The sequence below is a fragment of the Pseudomonas sp. TREG-RG-20F-10-E-6-01 genome, from assembly GCF_022662455.1.
Lineage (GTDB): Bacteria > Pseudomonadota > Gammaproteobacteria > Pseudomonadales > Pseudomonadaceae > Aquipseudomonas.
On sequence record NZ_JAKNQP010000001.1, the window covers coordinates 1031574 to 1050270 of the forward strand.

Consider the following 18697-nt stretch of genomic DNA (forward strand, 5'->3'; position numbering starts at 1 on the left):
GTCACAGGATCAAATCACGCAGTTCATCAGGCATCGCGCCCGGTTGTTGAATAGCAGCCAGGTCCGCTGCAGAAACAGCATCCCAGGCATCTTCGTCCCACAATTGGAACTTGTTCAGTTGGCCCACCAGCATTGCGCGCTTATCCAGCTTGGCGTACTCGCGCAAACGCGGCGGCACCAGAAAACGCCCACTGCCATCGAGTTCGAGGTCGACGGCATTACCAATCAGCAAACGCTGCAGGCGGCGGTTTTCTTCACGCAATGAAGGCAGAGCGCGCAACTTGGTTTCGATCAACTCCCACTCATCGAGCGGGTAAACACACAAACAAGGGTCAACGGCATCAATCGTGATGATTAACTGGCCTGAACTTCGCGAAATGAGCTCGTCACGATACCGGCTCGGCATGGCGAGACGGCCTTTTGCATCGAGACTGATAGCGTTAGCTCCGCGAAACACAGATGCGTTTCTCCAAATTTTAGCGTTTTACGTTCAAAAAACCCACTTTGTGCCACTTTCCGCCACTTGCGCACACTATAGGAATGCGCCCACCACACCGTCAAGGCGCGGATTCAAGGAAAAGCCTTACAGAACGGAGATTTAGGAGTGTAAAAGGAGGAGAAACGCGAGTTCGGCGATGTTTTTGACTCAACAACCGCAAATAGCTCATGGAGCTATGGCTTAAAGTTAAAGTGATTTATTAAGAGTAAGATTTTTTTGGTATTACGAAGATGCATCTGCCAATGATTTGGCAGGGAGGGATTCTTGCGTTACTACCGGGTTTCTGCACGAGATTCGCACAGAAGGAAAAAAGGTGGAGAGTCGATCTGTAAGCCGGGTTCTGTCTTGAACAGTCATTCGTCTACGATGGCCATCACTGGACATCTTTAGCAACCTACCCGGTCCCAGCGCGGGCCACGCCTTGGGACCCTATTTGGTCTTGCTCCAAGTGGGGTTTACCTAGCCACGAACTGTTGCCAGTCGTGCGGTGCGCTCTTACCGCACCTTTTCACCCTTACCGGCACCGAAGTGCTTAGGCGGTTATTTTCTGTGGCACTTTCCGTAGGCTCACGCCTCCCAGGCATTACCTGGCACTTCGCCCTATGGAGCCCGGACTTTCCTCCCCCCCCTAATTTTCATAGAAGGCAGCGACTGTCCAATCGACTCTCCGCCGCGCAGGTTAACGGCACGGCGGGCTGAGGACAAGTATTAAAAGTGCAGCAATGCCATCACGTTCGGACGGAATGCCGGTTCGCCCCCGGAACTATTCGGCTTTCTGTTTATCCAGCGCAACCTGATACAGCACATTCTTGCGCACGCCGGTAATTTCAGCGGCCAGCGCCGCAGCCCGCTTGAGGGGCATTTCCTTGAGCAGCAGATCGAGTACGCGCATGGCCTCGCTGCCCACAGCATCCTCATCCTCCGGCGCTGCCCAACCGGCCACCAGCACCACACACTCGCCACGCTGTTGATTGCTGTCGCCTTCGACGAAGGCACGCAACGCTTCCAACGGCAGGCCCTTGAGGGTTTCGAACGTCTTGGTCAGCTCACGCGCCAATAGCGCGAGGCGCTCGCCGCCAAACACCAGTTCCATGTCTTGCAGGCATTCAAGGATGCGGTGCGGGGCTTCATAGAAGATCAACGTACGCGGTTCTTCCTTGAGCGCCTGAAGACGCGCGCGGCGCCCAACGGTCTTGGCTGGCAGGAAGCCCTCAAAGATAAAACGATCCGACGGCAACCCGGCAGCCGATAATGCAGCAATCAGCGCGCACGCTCCCGGAACAGGCACTACATTGATACCAGCGGCTCGCGCCTGGCGGACCAAGTGGTAGCCGGGATCGGAAATCAGCGGCGTACCGGCATCGGAGATCAGCGCCACATCGTCACCGGCCAGCAGGCGCGTGATAAAACGACTGCCTTCTTCGCGTTCGTTATGTTCGTGGCAGGCAGCCAGGGGCGTGCTGATACCAAAATGCTGCATCAACCGCTGGGAATGCCGCGTGTCTTCCGCCGCGATCAATTTTACTTCGCGCAACACTTTCAGCGCCCGGGCACTGATGTCGTCCAGGTTGCCAATGGGCGTCGCCACGACAAAAAGCGAGCCTGCAGTGGAATTCAAAGGACCTGGAGCAGTCAAAACGCACACCTCGATGGTTGGGAAAAGTCGCATTGTAGCGCGTAGGCGCCTCGATAATATGCCCTCAAGGTCGGCCGTCGATGGCTGTTGGCAGCATTTGCACGACCTAAATCGACGGTTTCACGCCAGTAACATCGCGCCTGGGCCAGTGCTTGGGTACACTTCCACGCTAATTTGATCGGTATCAGGAACACTTACATGATCGCTTGCCTGCGGCTGCTCTCCGCCCTCTGCCTCGCTGCCTTATTGGCTGCCTGTGCCAGCTCGCCCTCGTCCAGCCTTGGCGACCTCCCCCGGACCCCGGATGCCAGTATCGAGCAACTGCTCGAACAGGCTACCTCCGCCAACACGCCAGAAAAGGCCGCGATGCTGCGCCTGAGTGCGGCTGACCTGGCCTACCACCAGAACAACCCTGGGCGTTCGTCGCAGATTCTCGCGCAGGTGCCCCTGGATGTCCTGAAGCCGGCCGCGCAAGTTTTTGCCAGTACCCTGGCCGCCGAACTGGCCATGGCGCGCAATCAACCCAAGGCTGCATTGGCAGCCCTGAACCATCCCAGCCTGCAAAGCCTGAAGGAGCTGCCGACAGACCAGCAGATCCGCACCGGTACCGTGCATGCCCGCGCCTATGAAGCCGATGGCCAGACCCTGGCCGCCCCGCGTGAGCGTGTCGCCATGGCTCCGCTGCTGACGGGCGACGCTGCCAACAGCAACCACGAAGCCATCTGGGCGCTGATTGCCGCGCTGCCGGCTGACCAGTTGCAAGCTAGCGGCAACCCGACGCTTGATGGCTGGATCAGTCTGGCCAAAGCCGTCAAAGGTGCTGGCACTCTGGAGCAACAACAAGCCGCGATCGACACCTGGCGCGCACAGAACCCTGGACACCCGGCCGCAGTGCAACTGCCGACGCCGCTGACCAAGCTCAAGGAACTGGCCAGCCAGCCGCTGAACAAGATCGCCCTGCTACTGCCGCAGGACGGTCCGCTGGCTGCGGTCGGCAAGGCGCTGCGCGAGGGCTTCATGGCGGCTCACTACCAGGCCGAACAAGCCGGGCAGAAACCGCCGGTCATCGAGTTCTATGACAGCTCGCGCCTGACCTCTCTCGACGACTTCTATGCCAAGGCCCAGGCCGCCGGCGTACAACTAGTCGTCGGCCCGCTGGAAAAACCGCTGGTCAAACAACTCGCTGCTCGCCCGCAACTGCCGATCACGACGCTGGCGCTGAACTACAGCGAACTGAATGAAAACCCGCCGCAACTGTTCCAGTTCGGCCTGGCCGCTGAAGACGAAGCCCGCGAAGTCTCGCGCCGTGCCCGCGCCGACGGCCTGCACCGCGCCGCCGCCATGGTGCCGCGTGGCGAATGGGGTGAGCGTGTCTACAAAGCCTTCCGCCAGGATTGGGAAGCCAATGGCGGCACCGTCGTCGGCGTCGAGTACGTTGACCAGCCGGTCGCCCTCGCCCAGCAGATTGCCGACCTGTTCCAGCTGCGCAAAAGCGAAGGTCGCGCCAAGAGCCTGCAAAGCGCCGTTGGCACTGACGTAGCGGCACAACCGTCGCGCCGCCAGGACATCGAGTTCATCTTCCTGGCTGTGACGCCGCAATTGGCCCAGCAGATCAAGCCAACCCTGAACTTCCAGTACGCCGGCGACGTGCCTGTGTATGCGACGTCCCACGTGTTCAGCGCCAGCGGCGACAAGAACCAGTACCTGGACATGACCAACGTCATGTTCTGTGAAACCCCTTGGCTGCTCAACACCACCGACCCGCTGCGCAACCAGGTTGCCGCGCAATGGCCACAAGCCAATGGCAGTCTGGGCCGCCTGTACGCGATGGGCGCGGACGCCTACCGTCTGGCTCCGCGCCTGGGCCAGCTCAAGGCGCTGCCGGATACGCGCGTTGACGGTTTCTCCGGCAGCTTGGGCATCAGCGCCAACCAGCGCGTTGACCGCCAGATGCCGTGGGCGAAATTCGTTGGCGGCGACATCCAGCGCCTGCCGGACACCTCGCGCTGATGCCCGAGCGGTCCAGCGCACAAAGCGGCAAGGATGCCGAACTTCAAGCCCTCCAGTATCTGCAACAACAGGGTCTGCGCCTTCTGGCGCAGAACTGGTTGTGTAAACGCGGTGAGCTTGATCTGGTCATGCTTGACGGCGATACAGTAGTATTCGTCGAAGTCCGCTACAGAAAACACGCACAATGGGGTGGCGCGCTCGCCAGTATCGACGGGCGCAAGCGTCAGAAGCTGATACTCGCCGCGCAGTTTTTCCTGCAAAAAGAGCATCGCTGGGCTGACTCCCCCTGCCGTTTCGATGTGGTTGCCATAGAAAGCACACCATCTGGCCCCGCTGATCTGAATTGGCTTAAAAATGCCTTCGACAGCTGATTCACCGGACATCTTCACCACACACTTTTGCTCTTTGCTTTGCGGGCTGCACATTCCTGTGCCAAACAGCCGCGCTACTTAAGGTCACACAGATGGACATGCAATCCCGAATTCGCCAGCTTTTCCAGGCCAGCATCGACACCAAGCAACAGGCGATGGACGTACTTGCACCGCACATCGAGCAAGCCAGTCAGGTCATGGTCAATGCCTTGCTCAACGAGGGCAAAATGCTTTCGTGCGGCAACGGCGGTTCGGCCGGTGATGCCCAGCACTTTTCCTCCGAGCTGCTCAACCGCTTCGAGCGCGAGCGCCCGAGCCTGCCGGCCATTGCCTTGACCACCGACACGTCGACGATCACCTCGATCGCCAACGACTACAGCTACAACGAAATCTTCTCCAAACAGATTCGCGCCCTGGGCCAACCCGGCGACGTGCTGCTGGCGATCTCCACCAGCGGCAACTCGGCGAACATTATTCAAGCGATCCAGGCCGCACATGATCGCGAAATGATTGTCGTAGCATTGACCGGCCGTGACGGCGGCGGCATGGCCTCGCTGCTGTTGCCGGAGGACGTTGAAATTCGCGTCCCGGCCAATGTCACTGCACGCATTCAAGAAGTCCACCTGCTGGCGATCCACTGCCTGTGCGATCTGATCGACAGCCAACTGTTCGGGAGTGAAGAATGACCGTTAACCGCCTCAGCCTTTTGGCCATCACGCTGTGCCTTGCCATCAGCGGCTGCAGCACGGCAATCACCGCGACACGTGACACACCGATTCAGGATGACCGGGGCACGCGTACTTTCGGCAGCACAATCGACGACTCGCTCATCGAAACCAAGGTCAAGGTGAACGTCGCCAAGGCCGCTACAGACTTGGGCAATGGCGCCTCGCGCATTGTGGTAACCAGCTTCAACGGCGTGGTACTACTGGCCGGCCAGACGCCGCGTGCGGAGCTCAAGGCCCAGGCAGAACAAGCCGCCTCGTCGGTTCAGCGGGTCAAGAAGGTCCACAATGAACTGCAGGTCATGGATCCTATTACCCTGCTGGCCATCAGTAACGATGCGTTGCTGACCACCAAAATCAAGGCGCAGATGCTAACCGACAGCGCCGTCCCGGGCTCGCGCATCAAAGTCGTCACCGATAACGGCATCGTTTACCTGATGGGCCTGCTGACCCAGGCGGAAGCCACCCGCGCGTCCAACCTGGTTCAGGGTGTGTCCGGCGTACAGAAGATCGTAAAAGTGTTCGAATACATCGACTGATGTCATTCGCAGCCACTAAAAAGGGCGCCGTGCATTGACTGCACGGCGCCCTTTTTAGTGGCCTGCGTTTATTGGTACTGCTGGTACGGGTTGCCCTGGAACTGGTTGTTCTGCTGCGGCGCCTGTTGCTGCTGTTGCTGTTGCTGACCCGGCTGGCCGTATTGCTGACCAGGGATCGGGCCGAGGTTGACCTCTACGCGACGGTTCTGGGCACGGCCATTCACGTCGGCGTTGCTGGCAATCGGATTATCCGGGCCGGCACCGCGTGCACTCAGGTTGGTCGGGCTCACGCCTTGGGAGGTCAGGTAGTTGGCTACGCTCTGCGCACGACGCTGAGACAGGTCCATGTTCAACTGGCGGCTGCCGGTACTGTCGGTGTAGCCAACAATCTGGATGGTGTTCTGGTTGAACTGCTTCAGCGAGTTCGCCAGGTTGTTCAGCGGCGTATAGAAGCTGCTGGCGATCGCGTCCGAGTTGGTGGCAAAGGTAATGTTACCCGGCATGATCAGCTTGATCTGGTCGCCCTGGCGCTGCACTTCAACACCGGTGTTGGCCATGCTTTCACGCAGTTTCTTTTCCTGCTGGTCGGCGTAATAACCGTAACCGGCGGCGCCGATACCGGCGATAGCACCACCGATCAGTGCACCTTTGCCACGGTTGTTATGGTCGATGGCAGCACCGGCCAATGCGCCAGCCAGCGCGCCCAGGCCGCCGTACTTGGCGGTTTTGCTGATACCGCCTTGCGAACCATCATTTGCCTGCCCCTGGCTGCCGTCGTAAGGATTAGGCGAGGCGCAGCCGGACAACAGGGCTACGGCGGTGGCAACAACAAGAAGACGACGCGGAGTAAACATGAAGGGAGCTCCTACTTTTGCATTCTGTGGTGCAAAGGACATTGGCAATGGACCTGTGCCGGGTTTTGAACGCGACAAACGGTAAAAATTCCGTGGCCATCGCCCCTGCTGTGACAAAGGCGGGCCAGCATCACCGCTAAGCAAACCGTAGCAGACCCAGGCTGAACGCAAGCTGCGACGACGATTCTTTGTATAGAACAGCCCCAGCCCCGTGGTTATTCCCTACGCCCGCACAAACGGATTTTCACGCATCTCATCGCCCAACCGGGTGTCCGGCCCGTCCCCGGTAACCACCGTCGCGCCCTCATCCAGGGTGTACAAACGCTGCTTGATCGAACGCACGATGGTCGCCTGGTCCCCGCCCCACAGGTCGGTCCGCCCCACGCCGCGCTTGAACAATGTGTCGCCGGCAATCAACAACTTGGCATCGGCAAACCAGAAGCTCATCGAACCCGGTGTATGCCCTGGCGTGTGCAAGGCCACGCCGCAACCGCAGGCCAACGCCTCATCATCTTCCAGCCAGCGATCCGGTGACGGCACCGGCGTATAAGGCACGCGAAACATCTGGCATTGCATTTCCAGGTTATCCCACAGGAATTTATCGTCCTTGTGCAGATGCAAGGTGGCGCCGGTTTTCTCTTTCAATTGGCCGGAGGCCAGGAAGTGATCGAGGTGCGCATGGGTATGGATGATGCTCACCACCTTGAGGCCCAACGCCTCAAGGCGAGCCAGGATCAGCTCGTGATTGCCGCCGGGGTCGACCACGATGGCGTTTTTGGTGATCGAGTCACCGATGATGGTGCAGTTGCACTGCAACGGGCCGACGGGGAAGGTTTCGCGAATCAGGGCTGGTAGCTGAGACATCAGAGCGAACTCGATCATTTGTAAGTCAGCGATTTTGGCACAAATGCGTTGCCCCCTACCCCAACAACCCCATCTCCTGCGCCCGCGCTACCGCCTGGGTTCGGCGCTCCACGCCCAGCTTGCTGTTGATATGGCTGGCGTGGGTTTTCACCGTGTGCAGGGAGATAAACAACTGGTTGCTGATCTCCTGGTTTGAGCAGCCTTGGGCGATCAGTTGCAGCACTGCCAGCTCGCGGGTGCTGAGGGTTTCATGGGTGGGCAAGGCCTCGGCGGCGGCAACTACCGGCAGCAGCGCCAACAGGTTTTGGTTCAATAACGCATGCGGGGTCTTGCCGAGTTGTTCGCGCATCCAGTCAGGGTAACGCTCCAGCAGCCGCTGGAACGGTTGCAGTGCGCCACCAACCCCCGCCTCAAGCGCCTGGGCCACGATCGGCCGCGCCTTGGCTTCCTGGCCGCACTCCAGCAATACATGCGCCTGTTGGGTCAGGGCCATCAGGGCAATCATCTGGCGCCCGCTGTTATGCGCCTGCTGTGCCAGCTCTTCGAGGCGCTGCAGGGCCGCAGCCGGTTGATGGCGGATCGCATCGAGTGCGGCCTGCTGCAGCCCGATGTGTTGCGCCAGGTGTGGATGAAACTCCGGTGCGGCGGCGGCGTGCTCACCGTTATAGGTCTGCCCCAGGCGGGTCAGCCAGGCGTCGGCAAGGTCGGTGCGGCCTTGGGCCAGCCATAATTCGCATTTGATCAGGGTGATCATCGCCAGGTAATAGATCGGCGGTACGTCCCAGATATGCATCAGGCGCTCGGCTTCAGCGAGTTCGGCGAAGGCCTTGGCGAAATCACCGCGCCGTCCTTCGAAATTGGCGATCACACAATGCCCGATGAGTACGCTGATTTCGCGGCAGGCGCGCGCTTCGCTCAGGCCGGCACGCAAACGGGCAAGGCCAGCGTCAGACTGATAACGCACCAGCAGCAGATAACCTTCGTACAGCGATAACCGCGCGCGTACGGCGTACAGCCGTTGGGGCGCAAGGCCCTGCAGGCGTTGCAGCCCCTGGCGCACTTCGTCCAGAGAACGCAGAATTTCGCCACGCGCCTGCAACACGCGCGCACGGTCGTAATGGGCCAGGGCCTCGAACAGCGGGTTGCCGACGCGCTGCGCGAGCTCCAGGGATTCGCGATTCAGGCCACGCGCGCGCCACAGGTCGGCATCGACAATGGCCAGGTTGGACAGGGTCGACAGGCACATCAGGCGCTGGCCATAGCGTTTGTGCGGCAGGCTTTCCAACGCCTCGCTGCAGTAACGCTGGGTCAACTCACGATCACCTCGCCCGCGGGCGATGATCCCGCTCAGCGCTAGCCATTGGGCCAGCATCGACTTTTGCGCAGTGGCCGACGGCGCCGGCAGGAAGCGACTGAGGTAGCCTGACAATTCTTCCGCCGCATCCAACTGGCACGCCAACCCCAGCGCCCAACTGTAGAGCACGATCAAGCGCGGCGTGCTGATCAGCAGGCTGTCGGGCAAGTCCATCTTCCAGCGCAGCAGCATGCCCACATTCTGCTCGGCCAGCAGTTGCTCCTCTGACAGGTTCTGCACCAGGTTTGCCGCCACATCGAGGTGCCCGGCGCGCAACGCCTGCTCCACGGCTTCGTCGATAAAACCCTGGGCGTTGAACCAACGACAGGCCCGCAAGTGCAGGCTGGCAATCGGCAAGGTGGCATTGCTCGCGCGGCGCGTGCGCAGCAAATCGGAAAACAAATGGTGGTAACGGTACCAGTGGCCCTGTTCATCCAGCGGCACCAGAAACACCTGATGGGCCTGCAGATAGCGCAGGATTTCCGCGCTGTCATGGGCCTCGCGCACGGCGTCGCACAGCTCGCTGCAGAAACGATCCTGAGGCGCGGTGTCGTACAGGAACGCCTGCACTTCAACCGGCAGGCAGTCGATGACCTCTTCGAGCAGGTAATCGCGAATCAGCCCTTCGCCACCGTGCAAGCTGTGCGGCAACGCGCTCTCATTGCCCGCTTCGGCGATGGCCAACAGCCAGAAACGCAGGCCGGCGACCCACCCTTCACTGCGCCGGATCAAGTTGTCCAGCGCCTCGCCACGCAACGAGCTGCTGTGCCGAGCCAGCACGGCCAGCGACTCGTCGTGGGTCAGGCGCAGGTCTTGTTCATGCAGCTCCAGCAGGTGCCGGGACAGCCGCAGGCGCGCCAGGTGCCAGTCGGGACGTTGGCGGCTGGTGACCATGACCACCAGCCCATCGGGTAAATGATTCAGGAAAAACTGCAGGCAGCGATCCAGCACCGGGCCCTGGGCCAGATGGTAGTCATCCAGTACCAGCAACAAGGGCGCGCGCGTGGACAAGTGCAACGTCAGCTCATCGAGCAGGCCGTCGAGCCATTCTTCAAAGGCAAAGGGTTGGTGACGCTGGCGCATTTTCAGCAGGCCCAGGGATTGGGCGCCGAGTTGCGGGAAGTACTGTTGCAAACCGTCGAGCAGGCGCTCGAGGAAACGGCCCGGGTCGTTATCGCGTGGGCTCAGGCCCAGCCACAGGCTTTGCCAATGCGCCGGCAACCCCTGCCAGAACTCCACCGCCAGCGAACTCTTGCCGAACCCCGCCGGAGCGCTGACCAGTAGCAGTCGCCCCTCCAGACCAGCACTCAGCCGCTCGCACAGGCGCGGGCGCAGCACATAGCCGTCAGGCAAAGGTGGCCTGTAGAAGCGCGCTTCCAGCGTCGGAATTACTGCGCTTGCAGGCCCTTGGATTCGGGACAGATCAGTCATCGCCGGGCTCTTGTAGAAGGCTGTTGTCGGCATTGCAGATGTCCGCAGACTAGCGGTAAAAGCGGCGGGTTTGTAGATCTTTGCAACATTTACCTGAAAAAGAACTACGACAAAAAATGTGGGAGCTGCCTAGTGCAAGGCTGGCTTGTGTGGGACTGGCTTGCCTGCGATAGCATCAACTCGGTGTAACTGATAGACCGAGGCGCCTGCATCGCGGGCAAGCCCGACTCCCACACAAGCCAGCTTTACACAAGCCAGCTCCCACATTGTCGAGTGAGTGTTGCTTAGCGCACACCATCCTGGCGCAGGGCCGCCGGGGTGAAGTCGCTGGTGGTGGCGGTGAAGCCGAAGTCATACGCCTGCTTCTCTTCGTTCTTCATGCCCAGGGCCAGGTAGCGGCCGGACTGCAGGTCGTAGAGGGTTTCGAGGGCATACCACGGCACTTGTTTGTCGTAGTAGTTCTCGGCGTGAGCTTCAGCCACGCGCCACAGTTGGCCACGGCCGTCGTAGTGGTCGATCACCGCGGCTTGCCAGGTGTCTTCGTCGATGAAGAAGTCACGCTTGGCGTAGATGTGGCGCTGGCCTTCCTTCAAGGTTGCGACCACGTGCCAGACGCGGCGCAGCTCATAACGTGCCAGGTCCTGGTTGATGTGGCCGGCCTTGATGATGTCGACGTACTTGAGCTTCGGATCGTCGATCTTGTAGCTGTTGGAGGCAATGTACATTTCTTTTTTGCCTTCCAGCTTCCAGTCGTAGCGGTCCGGTGCGCCGTTGTACATGTCGAGGTTGTCGGAGGTACGCAGACCATCGGCAGCGGTGCCCGGCCCGTCATAGGACACTTGCGGCGCCCGGCGAACACGGCGTTGGCCGGCGTTGTAGACCCACGCCGAACGCGGCTCCTTCACCTGGTCGAGAGTTTCGTGCACCAGCAGCACACCACCGGCCAGACGTGCCGGCGCGGTCACTTGCTGCTTGAAGTAGAACAGCACGTTGCCCGGGTTTTTCGGGTCGTAGTCCTTCATCTTGTCGCGGAACACAAACTGATCGCGAAAATACACCAGGCTGAACGAGCCGTTGGTTTGCGGCGTGGCCTGAGTGACCAGACGCGTCACGCTGCCGCCGCGATAGCGGGTGATGTGGTTCCAGATCACTTCCACGCCGCTTTTCGGGATCGGAAACGGCACCGCGGTTTCGAAATTTTCCAGGCCGTTGCCGCCAGACACGAGGTTGGTGTTGGTGGCGTTCTTCTTGATGGCCGCGAACACATCAGCCGGCACGGTGGCGCCGCGATGGGTCGGGTAAACCGGCATCTTGAAGGTGTCCGGGTAACGCTTGAACATCGCGTACTGCCCCGGCGCCAGCTTGTCTTTGTACTGCTCGACGTTCTGCGCAGTGATCGTGAATTGCGGCTGCTCGCTGGCATACGGGTTGGCGAGGAAGCCACGGGCATCCACGGCGCCGGCATTGGTGGGCAGCGGCGACCATTTGGGGATGGTGCCGGCCGCGTTGCCCGCCATTTCGGCGCCCATCGGGGTCAGGGTCGTGCCCAGCTTGGCGGCTTCATCGGCCGAGACTGCCGCCATGACGCTACCCGCCATGATCGACAGCCCAAGCACACCCACGTGCAACAGACTTTTAGTTATTTTCATGTTCTGGCTCTTCCTGAAATGCATGCATCTGAAAAAGAAAGTCTTAGAAGTTCACGCCGGCGCTCAAGGCGATAAAGTCGCGATCGTCCACCGTGGTGAACCGCCCACCAAAGAAGTTGGTGTAGTTCAGGCCGACGGTGTAGGTGTTCTGGTACTCGGCATCGACGCCCAGGCTGACGGCCTTGCGACCCTCTTCAAAGTTGCCGCCAGGGCCTGGCGAATACCCTTTGACGTCATGAGACCAGGCCACGTTGGGCTTGAGGTTCACACCGGCAAACACATCCGGGTATTCCCAGATCGCCCGGGCGCGATAACCCCAGGACGTCGCGGTGGTGTAGCCGTCGTTGTTGCAGTTGGTGTTCAAGCCGGATGCATTCGGCAGGCCCGCACCTTGGGCGGTCGAATTGTTCAGCGCGTTGCAGAAACCACCCGGCAGCGTGCCAGGGCCGAACACTGGATCACGGCCATAACGCGCAGTGTTTTTGCTTTCCAAGCCGCCCACATGGGTTACGCCGATTTCGCCCACGGTGGTCAGGCGGGTCGCGCCCATCACCTGGTCGAAGAAGTGCGTGAAGGTGGTCTGGAACTGGGTCACTTCCTTGCGGTTGTAGCCGTGCAGGTCCTGGCCCGGTGTGCCCTTGAGCACCGATGCATTTTCATAGCCCCGAATCGGCGTAACGCCCGCATACAGAATATCGGTGGTGCTCAGTTGTACCGGCGCGTTTGGCCGGTAGCTCAATTCACCACTCCAGGCGGTGCCGGTAGGCAGCGTGGTGGAGAAGCTCAGGCCGTAGAGGCGGATATCTTCCGGGTACTCGACAAAGTACTGGGAACTGCCGGCCACGATCAACGGACGCAAAGCCGCCAGTTGCCCCAGCGGACGGGTGTAGGCCGAGTTAGGCGCACCTGTCGCGCTGAAGATCGGCGCACGGCTGTGGTAGTTCATGAAGTACGCGCCGAATTCGGTGTCCAGCGGTTCGAAGTTGTAGTGCATGGCCACGCCGAACTGGCCGCTGTCCCGTGCATCACGGTCACCGCCACGTTTTACCAGCACGCCCTCATTGTTAACGTCCACACCCAGAGCATTCAATGTCGGCAAGGCCGCGCCAGGGATGGTGGAGCGCTTGTTCAAGACCCGCAGGTTATTGCTGCAACCGTCGGCAATCACGTCTGGCTGGGAGAAAAACGTGCCGCAGTTATCCACCACGGTCTGGTCCCACTCCAACTGGTAGAACGCCTCTGCGGAGAGGTTGTCGGTGAGGGTCTGGGACACGTAAAACATATTGACCGGAATCAAGCCTTCCTTGATCTCGGCGCCCGGACGACGGAATGCAGACACGTCGATCGGGTTGATCGAGTTGATACCGCCACCAATGAACGTACTTTCGCCCCAGCTCACTACCTGCTTGCCGAAGCGCACGCTGCCTGGCTCATCGGCAACGGTGTAGTTGTGATAAATGAACGCATCGAGAATCTGCCCGCCCGAGGACTTGGCGCCCTCTTTGCGGTTGTTGTTGCTGACGTTCTTGAAGTCCAGGTCTTCGTTTTGCAGCGCGAAGTCGTACCAGTACTTGCCACGTACAAAGATGCCGGTGTCGCCGTATTTCAATTCAAGGTCATGGATACCCTTGAAGATCTTCGAGAAGGAATCACCCTTGTTGAAGTTCAGGTGGCCGTCATCGGAGGTCTGTGAAAGCCCCTTGCCGCCGTTGTTGACACCAATCAGGTCTTTATTGCGACCCGCAGTCGACCAGCTCGCCCCCACCGACAGGGATGAGTCAAAGCTGCCTTCGATTTCACCGATGTTGAAACTGACGCCGAATGCGGGCCCGGCGAGCGTAGAAGCGAGACTGACGGCCAGGGGCAGTCTTGCCCGGCGCCAGAACTGGTTTACTGAGGTCATCGACGCTACTCCATGTGCATTATTGTTATGGCAGTGAGTTCTTTCTTCTGGATGCGTGTAACGGCCGGAATACAACGATTCCAATGCCGAACGGCAACCGAGCCCCCATGGCCCGAAGCGCAACATCCTTGAAAAACTCTGAGATGGACTATAGCCAGCAGGGGGTACCGCTTGATCCCTCTAAAGTGTGATTTGCATCACCAACCCGTCTGCCACAGTCCTTTCGCCACGCCGACGAAGGCCGGCGCGGCAAGGATGGCTGAAAATTGGCAAATCACAAGTGAAGGCTTGAGATAGAGCATTGCCGCGCCCGATCGGGCGCGGCGAGGGGCATCAGAGGGTGGACAGGAACGTGCTGTTATTGGCCTGCCATTCAATGATGTCGATACGGATACGTTTTTTGTCGAGCTTGCCGACACTGGTCTTGGGAATTTCCGTAACAACGGCAATCTGGCTTGGAATCGCCCACTTGCTCAAATGGCCCAGTTCGACAAAAGGCTTGAGGTGTTCCTTGAGCTCGCGAGCACCTATCACATGGCCATCACGGACCACCAGCAACGCAAACGGGCGCTCGCCCCACTGCGGGTCGGCGATGCCCACCACCGCTACTTCGCGTACCGCCGGGTGACGGCTGACCAGGTCTTCGAGGGCCAGGGAGGAGATCCACTCGCCGCCGGTCTTGATCACATCCTTGATGCGGTCGCGAATGTCGATCACGCCAAATGCGTCCAGCGTGGCCACATCGCCGGTGTGCATCCAACCGCCCTCCCACAGCTCGGCGCCCTTTTGCGGCTCGTTGTAATAGCCCTCGGTCAGCCACGGTGCGCGCAGCACCAGCTCACCCTGGGACTCGCCGTCAGCGGGCAAGAAGTTGCCTTCGCTGTCGACAATCGCCGCTTCCACCAACGGCCCGGGCACGCCGGCCTTGATGCGGTAGGTGGTGCGCTCGTCCTCGGTGCCGGCCATCAGTTCTTCGTTGAGGTGGGCACACGACACCAGCGGCCCGGTCTCGGACATGCCGTACGCGGCAGTCAGTTGAATACCGCGCGCCTTGGCGGCTTCATACAGCGTGCGATTAAGCGCGCTGCCGCCGATGACGATTTTCCAGCCGCCAAAATCCACGCCTTGCGCCGCCTTGGCGTTGAGCACCATTTGCAGGATGGTCGGCACGCAGTGGGAGAAGGTGACCTTTTCCTTGCGCCACAACTCCACCAGGTATTCCGGGTCGTAGCGGCCTGGATAGACCTGCTTCAAACCGAGCATGGTTGCCACGTACGGCAAGCCCCAGGCGTGCACGTGGAACATCGGCGTGATCGGCATGTACACGTCGTTGGTGCCCAGCAGGCGCACGCTGTCGACGCTGCCCATGATCGTCGCAACGCCCATGGTGTGCAGCACCAGTTGGCGGTGGGTGAAGTACACGCCTTTGGGGTTGCCGGTGGTGCCGGTGGTGTAGAAGGTGGTGGCGACGGAGTTTTCGTCGAAGTCCTGGAAGTCGTACGTGGGGCTGGCGGCCGCCAGCAGGGTTTCGTACTCGCCGACCAGGTTGGGGAGCTCGGCGGTCTTTTCGTCGCCGTCGGTGAGCAGCAGCGTTTTGTCGACCGTGGTCAGGTGGCCGGCGATGGCCTGGTAAAGCCCCACGAACTCGCTGTTGACCAGCACGAAGCGGTCCTCGGCGTGGTTCATGGTGTAGAGAATCTGTTCGGGCGACAGGCGCACATTGATGGTGTGGATTACTGCGCCGATCATCGGGATGGCGAACATGCATTCGAGGTAACGGTGGCTGTCCCAGTCCATCACGGCGACGGTGTCACCGGCCTTGACCCCGGCCTCGGTCAGCACGTTGGCCAGGCGCGCGACGCGCTCGATGAGGGTGGGGTAGGTGTAACGCAGTTTGTCGCGGTAGATGATTTCCCGGGTTTTTTCGTAGCGGGTCCCGGACATCAGCAGGCGTTTGATCAACAGTGGGTATTGGTAAGCGCCTTCGGCGGGTGGGATAACACGGGTCTGCAACATACGAATCCCTTATCTGACTGCACGGTGTTGGCTTGAAGACCTGCACTTTAGAGAGCTTATGTGTCAGCTAAATCAGCCAAAGGAATGATTTGCAGAGGCCGATGAATGCTAGCTTTGAGCCATCATCCAGGTGCTGCCGGCTGGGGGCATATCCGTTATTTGGGTGATGGCGGGTATGGGTTCCGCTCTTACAGCGGGTCACTTTTGAAAAGAGCCCAAAAGTAACCAAAAGGCTCTTGCCCCACCACTCGGCACCTCGCTTAGGCTCGGTGTGCCCTCACTCCGGCTTGAATCCGTGGGCCGCCGTGACGGGCCATCCATGGCCCAACACGGCTAACCCGGCGTCCTGCCGGGTTACCCACGGATTCAAGCCTGCGTTCGGCCAGCGTGGTTTAACGGGGCGCCTAAGATCAAGATCAAAATCAAAATCTACAGCACGGCGGCCTAGTAGCCGACCTGAGTGGTTAGATCAAAAGCGAAAGCGAGGCGGCCTGACAGCCGACCTGATTCTGGAACCTGAACTCAATCAAATGTGGGAGCTGGCTTGCCTGCGATGGCATCAACTGGTTATGCCTGACACACCGAGGTGTCTGCATCGCAGGCAAGCCAGCTCCCACAGAAAAGCAAAGCGGTGCAGTCGTGGAGGTTGAACTCGGTCAAATTGTGGGAGCGGGCTTGCTCGCGAAGGCGGTGTGTCAGTGACACATGAGCTGACTGAACCACCGCTTTCGCGAGCAAGCCCGCTCCCACATTTGGATTTCTGTGCATCAGATAGAAGTGTGTTGCTGTGCTGTTGCCCTGCTTTTGCTTCAACCACTCAGGTCGGCTACCAGGCCGCCGTGCTTTTGCTTTTGATCTTGCTTGTGATCTGACAGGCCCCGTCAACCACGCTGGCCGAACGCAGGCTTGAATCCGTGGGTAACCCGGCAGGACGCCGGGTTAGCCGCGTTGGGCCATGGATGGCCCGTCGCGGCGGCCCACGGATTCAAGCCGGAGTGAGGGCACACCGAGCCCAGGCGAGGTGCCGAGTGGTGGGGCAAAGACCTTTTGGTTACTTTTGGGGCGTTTGCCAAAAGTGACCCGCTGTAAGAGCGGAACCCTAAGCGGCCGTTACCGCAGCAACGGATATGTCCCCCCCTCCCACAGCACAAACCAAACCCTCACTTCATACTCGTAAACGCAAGCTTCACACCAATCGCAATCAAAACCGCCCCCATGGTCCGATCAAACCAATGCCCCATCCGCGCAAATCCCGCGCGTACCCGCTGCTGACTGAACAACATAGCCACCAGGCAAAACCACAACGCCGTCGCCACCGCCAGGTACACACCGTATCCAGCCTGGATCGCCAGCGGCGTGTGCGGATTGATCACCACCGTAAACAGCGACAGAAAAAACAGCGTGGCCTTGGGGTTCAAACCATTGGTCACAAACCCCGCAGTAAACGCCGCGCGCGGAGTGCGCTCACCCACTTCAGGCTGCAACTCACCCTCGGCAACCGGCTTGGCCGGCTGCGCGCGCAACGCTTTGAAACCGATGTACAACAAGTACGCCGCCGCCGCCCACTTCAGCGCGTTAAACAGCACGATGGACTGCGACACGATCAAACCAATCCCCAGCAGCGAGTAGCCCACGTGCAGGAAAATCGCCGAGCCCACCCCCAGCGCGGTCCAGGTGCCGGCGCGACGCCCATGGGTCACACTCTCGCGCACCACAACAGCGAAATCCGGGCCGGGGCTGGCCACCGCCAACAAGTGAATCAAGGCTACGGTCAAAAACTCGGCGGCGTACATGCTCACTCCATTAAGTAACTGATTATTTCATCTGATAGGCTCGGCAGATTACGCCTTCGAACCCTGTCGCAAAAGGTACAGTTGATGACGAACAATCGCCGCGCCGTCTTCCTTGATCACCCGTCCCTGGACCTTGGGGACCTGGACCTCAGCGAATTGCGCAACAGCTTCAGCGACCTGCAACTTTACGCGCACACCACGCCGCAGAATGTGGTCGAACGCCTGCAAGGCGTTCAAGTGGTCATCAGCAACAAGATCGCGCTGAATACCGAAACGCTGCAAGCCTGCCCCGAACTCAAGCTGATCCTGGTCTCGGCCACCGGCACCAACAACGTCGACCTCGCCGCGGCCCGCGCCCATGGCATTACGGTGAGCAACTGCCAGGGCTACGGCACGCCGTCGGTGGCGCAGCACACGATCATGCTGCTGCTGAATCTGGCGACACGCCTGAACGACTACCAACGCGACGTCAGCGCGGGCAAATGGCAACAAGCCAAGCAGTTCTGCCTGCTGGACTACCCGATTGTCGAGCTGGAGGGCAAAACCCTCGGCCTGCTCGGCCATGGCGAACTGGGCAGCGCCGTCGCGCGCCTGGCCGAAGCCTTCGGCATGCGCGTGGTGCTCGGCGCGATTCCGGGCCGCCCTGCCCGCGCCGACCGCGTGCCCCTGGATGAACTGCTCGCGCAAGTCGACGCGCTGACCCTGCACTGCCCGCTCAATGAACACACCCGCGACTTTATCGGCGCCCGCGAATTGGCACTGCTCAAGCCCGGCGCGTTTATCGTCAACACCGCGCGCGGTGGCTTGATCAACGAACAAGCCCTGGCGGACGCGTTGCGCAGCGGCCATCTGGGCGGTGCGGCCACCGATGTGCTGAGCGTGGAGCCACCGGTAAACGGCAACCCGCTGCTGGCCGGCGATATTCCTCGCCTGATCGTGACGCCCCACAACGCCTGGGGCAGTCGCGAAGCGCGACAGCGCATCGTTGGCCAACTGGCGGAAAACGCCCGCGGCTTTTTCAACGGCACCCCGCTGCGCGTCGTCAGTTGATAA

The 18697-nt window shown here is 60.3% G+C and carries 14 protein-coding genes and 1 other RNA gene; 5 read left to right on the forward strand and 10 right to left on the reverse strand.

Going from position 1 to position 18697, the window contains the following annotated elements; genetic code table 11:
• Position 1: 1 nt before the first annotated feature.
• From mraZ to rsmI, 3 genes are all read right to left on the reverse strand, one after another.
• Entirely contained in the window at positions 2-457 is a 456-nt protein-coding gene (mraZ, locus tag L8K08_RS04845; protein WP_003171868.1) for a division/cell wall cluster transcriptional repressor MraZ, read from the reverse strand.
• Positions 458-812: 355 nt separating this feature from the next.
• Positions 813-1166: RNase P RNA component class A (gene rnpB, locus L8K08_RS04850), an RNA gene on the reverse strand.
• 96 nt (positions 1167-1262) lie between these two features.
• Entirely contained in the window at positions 1263-2168 is a 906-nt protein-coding gene (gene rsmI / locus L8K08_RS04855; protein ID WP_242194654.1) for a 16S rRNA (cytidine(1402)-2'-O)-methyltransferase, read from the reverse strand.
• Positions 2169-2333: 165 nt separating this feature from the next.
• Between rsmI and L8K08_RS04860 the strand changes: the two genes are divergently transcribed.
• The 4 genes from L8K08_RS04860 to L8K08_RS04875 all read left to right on the forward strand — a co-directional run bounded on the left by L8K08_RS04860 (position 2334) and on the right by L8K08_RS04875 (position 5780).
• Positions 2334-4145, forward strand: coding sequence for a penicillin-binding protein activator (locus tag L8K08_RS04860; protein ID WP_242194656.1), 1812 nt, complete (start codon positions 2334-2336; stop codon positions 4143-4145).
• The gene (locus L8K08_RS04865; protein ID WP_145166209.1) at positions 4145-4516 is read left to right on the forward strand and encodes a YraN family protein; all 372 of its coding nucleotides are present in this window, start codon (positions 4145-4147) and stop codon (positions 4514-4516) included. Before L8K08_RS04860 ends, L8K08_RS04865 begins: the two co-directional genes overlap by 1 nt.
• A gap of 92 nt (positions 4517-4608) precedes the next feature.
• A complete protein-coding gene (locus L8K08_RS04870; protein WP_003216190.1) occupies positions 4609-5202 on the forward strand; it encodes a phosphoheptose isomerase in 594 nt (197 codons plus the stop codon).
• Positions 5199-5780, forward strand: a complete 582-nt coding sequence (locus L8K08_RS04875; protein WP_106579572.1) for a BON domain-containing protein — start codon at positions 5199-5201, stop codon at positions 5778-5780. Before L8K08_RS04870 ends, L8K08_RS04875 begins: the two co-directional genes overlap by 4 nt.
• A 68-nt stretch (positions 5781-5848) precedes the next feature.
• Here L8K08_RS04875 and L8K08_RS04880 read toward each other — a convergent pair whose 3' ends face one another.
• The 7 genes from L8K08_RS04880 to L8K08_RS04910 form a co-directional block, all read right to left on the reverse strand.
• A complete protein-coding gene (locus L8K08_RS04880) occupies positions 5849-6634 on the reverse strand; it encodes an OmpA family protein (RefSeq protein WP_242194658.1) in 786 nt (261 codons plus the stop codon).
• 222 nt (positions 6635-6856) lie between these two features.
• Positions 6857-7498 carry an MBL fold metallo-hydrolase gene (locus L8K08_RS04885; RefSeq protein ID WP_242194660.1) on the reverse strand — a complete coding sequence of 214 codons (642 nt, stop codon included), beginning with the start codon at positions 7496-7498 and terminating at the stop codon, positions 6857-6859.
• 55 nt (positions 7499-7553) lie between these two features.
• On the reverse strand, positions 7554-10283 hold the full coding sequence (locus L8K08_RS04890) for a LuxR C-terminal-related transcriptional regulator (protein ID WP_242194664.1): 2730 nt from the start codon (positions 10281-10283) through the stop codon (positions 7554-7556).
• 284 nt (positions 10284-10567) lie between these two features.
• Positions 10568-11932 (reverse strand): DUF1329 domain-containing protein, encoded by a 1365-nt coding sequence (locus L8K08_RS04895; RefSeq protein ID WP_242194667.1) that lies wholly within the window; start codon positions 11930-11932, stop codon positions 10568-10570.
• 43 nt (positions 11933-11975) lie between these two features.
• Entirely contained in the window at positions 11976-13835 is a 1860-nt protein-coding gene (locus L8K08_RS04900; RefSeq protein ID WP_106579576.1) for a DUF1302 domain-containing protein, read from the reverse strand.
• A gap of 333 nt (positions 13836-14168) precedes the next feature.
• A complete protein-coding gene (locus L8K08_RS04905) occupies positions 14169-15851 on the reverse strand; it encodes a fatty acid--CoA ligase (protein ID WP_242194669.1) in 1683 nt (560 codons plus the stop codon).
• A gap of 1160 nt (positions 15852-17011) precedes the next feature.
• Entirely contained in the window at positions 17012-17644 is a 633-nt protein-coding gene (locus L8K08_RS04910) for a LysE family transporter (RefSeq protein WP_145165138.1), read from the reverse strand.
• Positions 17645-17728: 84 nt separating this feature from the next.
• Here L8K08_RS04910 and L8K08_RS04915 point away from each other — a divergent pair, with 84 nt between their 5' ends.
• The gene (locus tag L8K08_RS04915; protein WP_242194670.1) at positions 17729-18694 is read left to right on the forward strand and encodes a 2-hydroxyacid dehydrogenase; all 966 of its coding nucleotides are present in this window, start codon (positions 17729-17731) and stop codon (positions 18692-18694) included.
• Positions 18695-18697 lie beyond the last annotated feature (3 nt).

What these genes read in the sequence shown, in the direction of transcription:
- L8K08_RS04910 (WP_145165138.1), bottom strand. Translation starts at nt 17,644, where the DNA reads ATGTACGCCGCCGAGTTTTTGACCGTAGCCTTGATTCACTTGTTGGCG.
- L8K08_RS04900 (WP_106579576.1), bottom strand. Translation starts at nt 13,835, where the DNA reads ATGACCTCAGTAAACCAGTTCTGGCGCCGGGCAAGACTGCCCCTGGCC.
- L8K08_RS04870 (WP_003216190.1), top strand. Translation starts at nt 4,609, where the DNA reads ATGGACATGCAATCCCGAATTCGCCAGCTTTTCCAGGCCAGCATCGAC.
- L8K08_RS04890 (WP_242194664.1), bottom strand. Translation starts at nt 10,283, where the DNA reads ATGACTGATCTGTCCCGAATCCAAGGGCCTGCAAGCGCAGTAATTCCG.
- L8K08_RS04915 (WP_242194670.1), top strand. Translation starts at nt 17,729, where the DNA reads ATGACGAACAATCGCCGCGCCGTCTTCCTTGATCACCCGTCCCTGGAC.
- L8K08_RS04860 (WP_242194656.1), top strand. Translation starts at nt 2,334, where the DNA reads ATGATCGCTTGCCTGCGGCTGCTCTCCGCCCTCTGCCTCGCTGCCTTA.
- L8K08_RS04865 (WP_145166209.1), top strand. Translation starts at nt 4,145, where the DNA reads ATGCCCGAGCGGTCCAGCGCACAAAGCGGCAAGGATGCCGAACTTCAA.
- L8K08_RS04905 (WP_242194669.1), bottom strand. Translation starts at nt 15,851, where the DNA reads ATGTTGCAGACCCGTGTTATCCCACCCGCCGAAGGCGCTTACCAATAC.
- rsmI (WP_242194654.1), bottom strand. Translation starts at nt 2,168, where the DNA reads ATGCGACTTTTCCCAACCATCGAGGTGTGCGTTTTGACTGCTCCAGGT.
- L8K08_RS04875 (WP_106579572.1), top strand. Translation starts at nt 5,199, where the DNA reads ATGACCGTTAACCGCCTCAGCCTTTTGGCCATCACGCTGTGCCTTGCC.
- L8K08_RS04880 (WP_242194658.1), bottom strand. Translation starts at nt 6,634, where the DNA reads ATGTTTACTCCGCGTCGTCTTCTTGTTGTTGCCACCGCCGTAGCCCTG.
- L8K08_RS04885 (WP_242194660.1), bottom strand. Translation starts at nt 7,498, where the DNA reads ATGTCTCAGCTACCAGCCCTGATTCGCGAAACCTTCCCCGTCGGCCCG.
- L8K08_RS04895 (WP_242194667.1), bottom strand. Translation starts at nt 11,932, where the DNA reads ATGAAAATAACTAAAAGTCTGTTGCACGTGGGTGTGCTTGGGCTGTCG.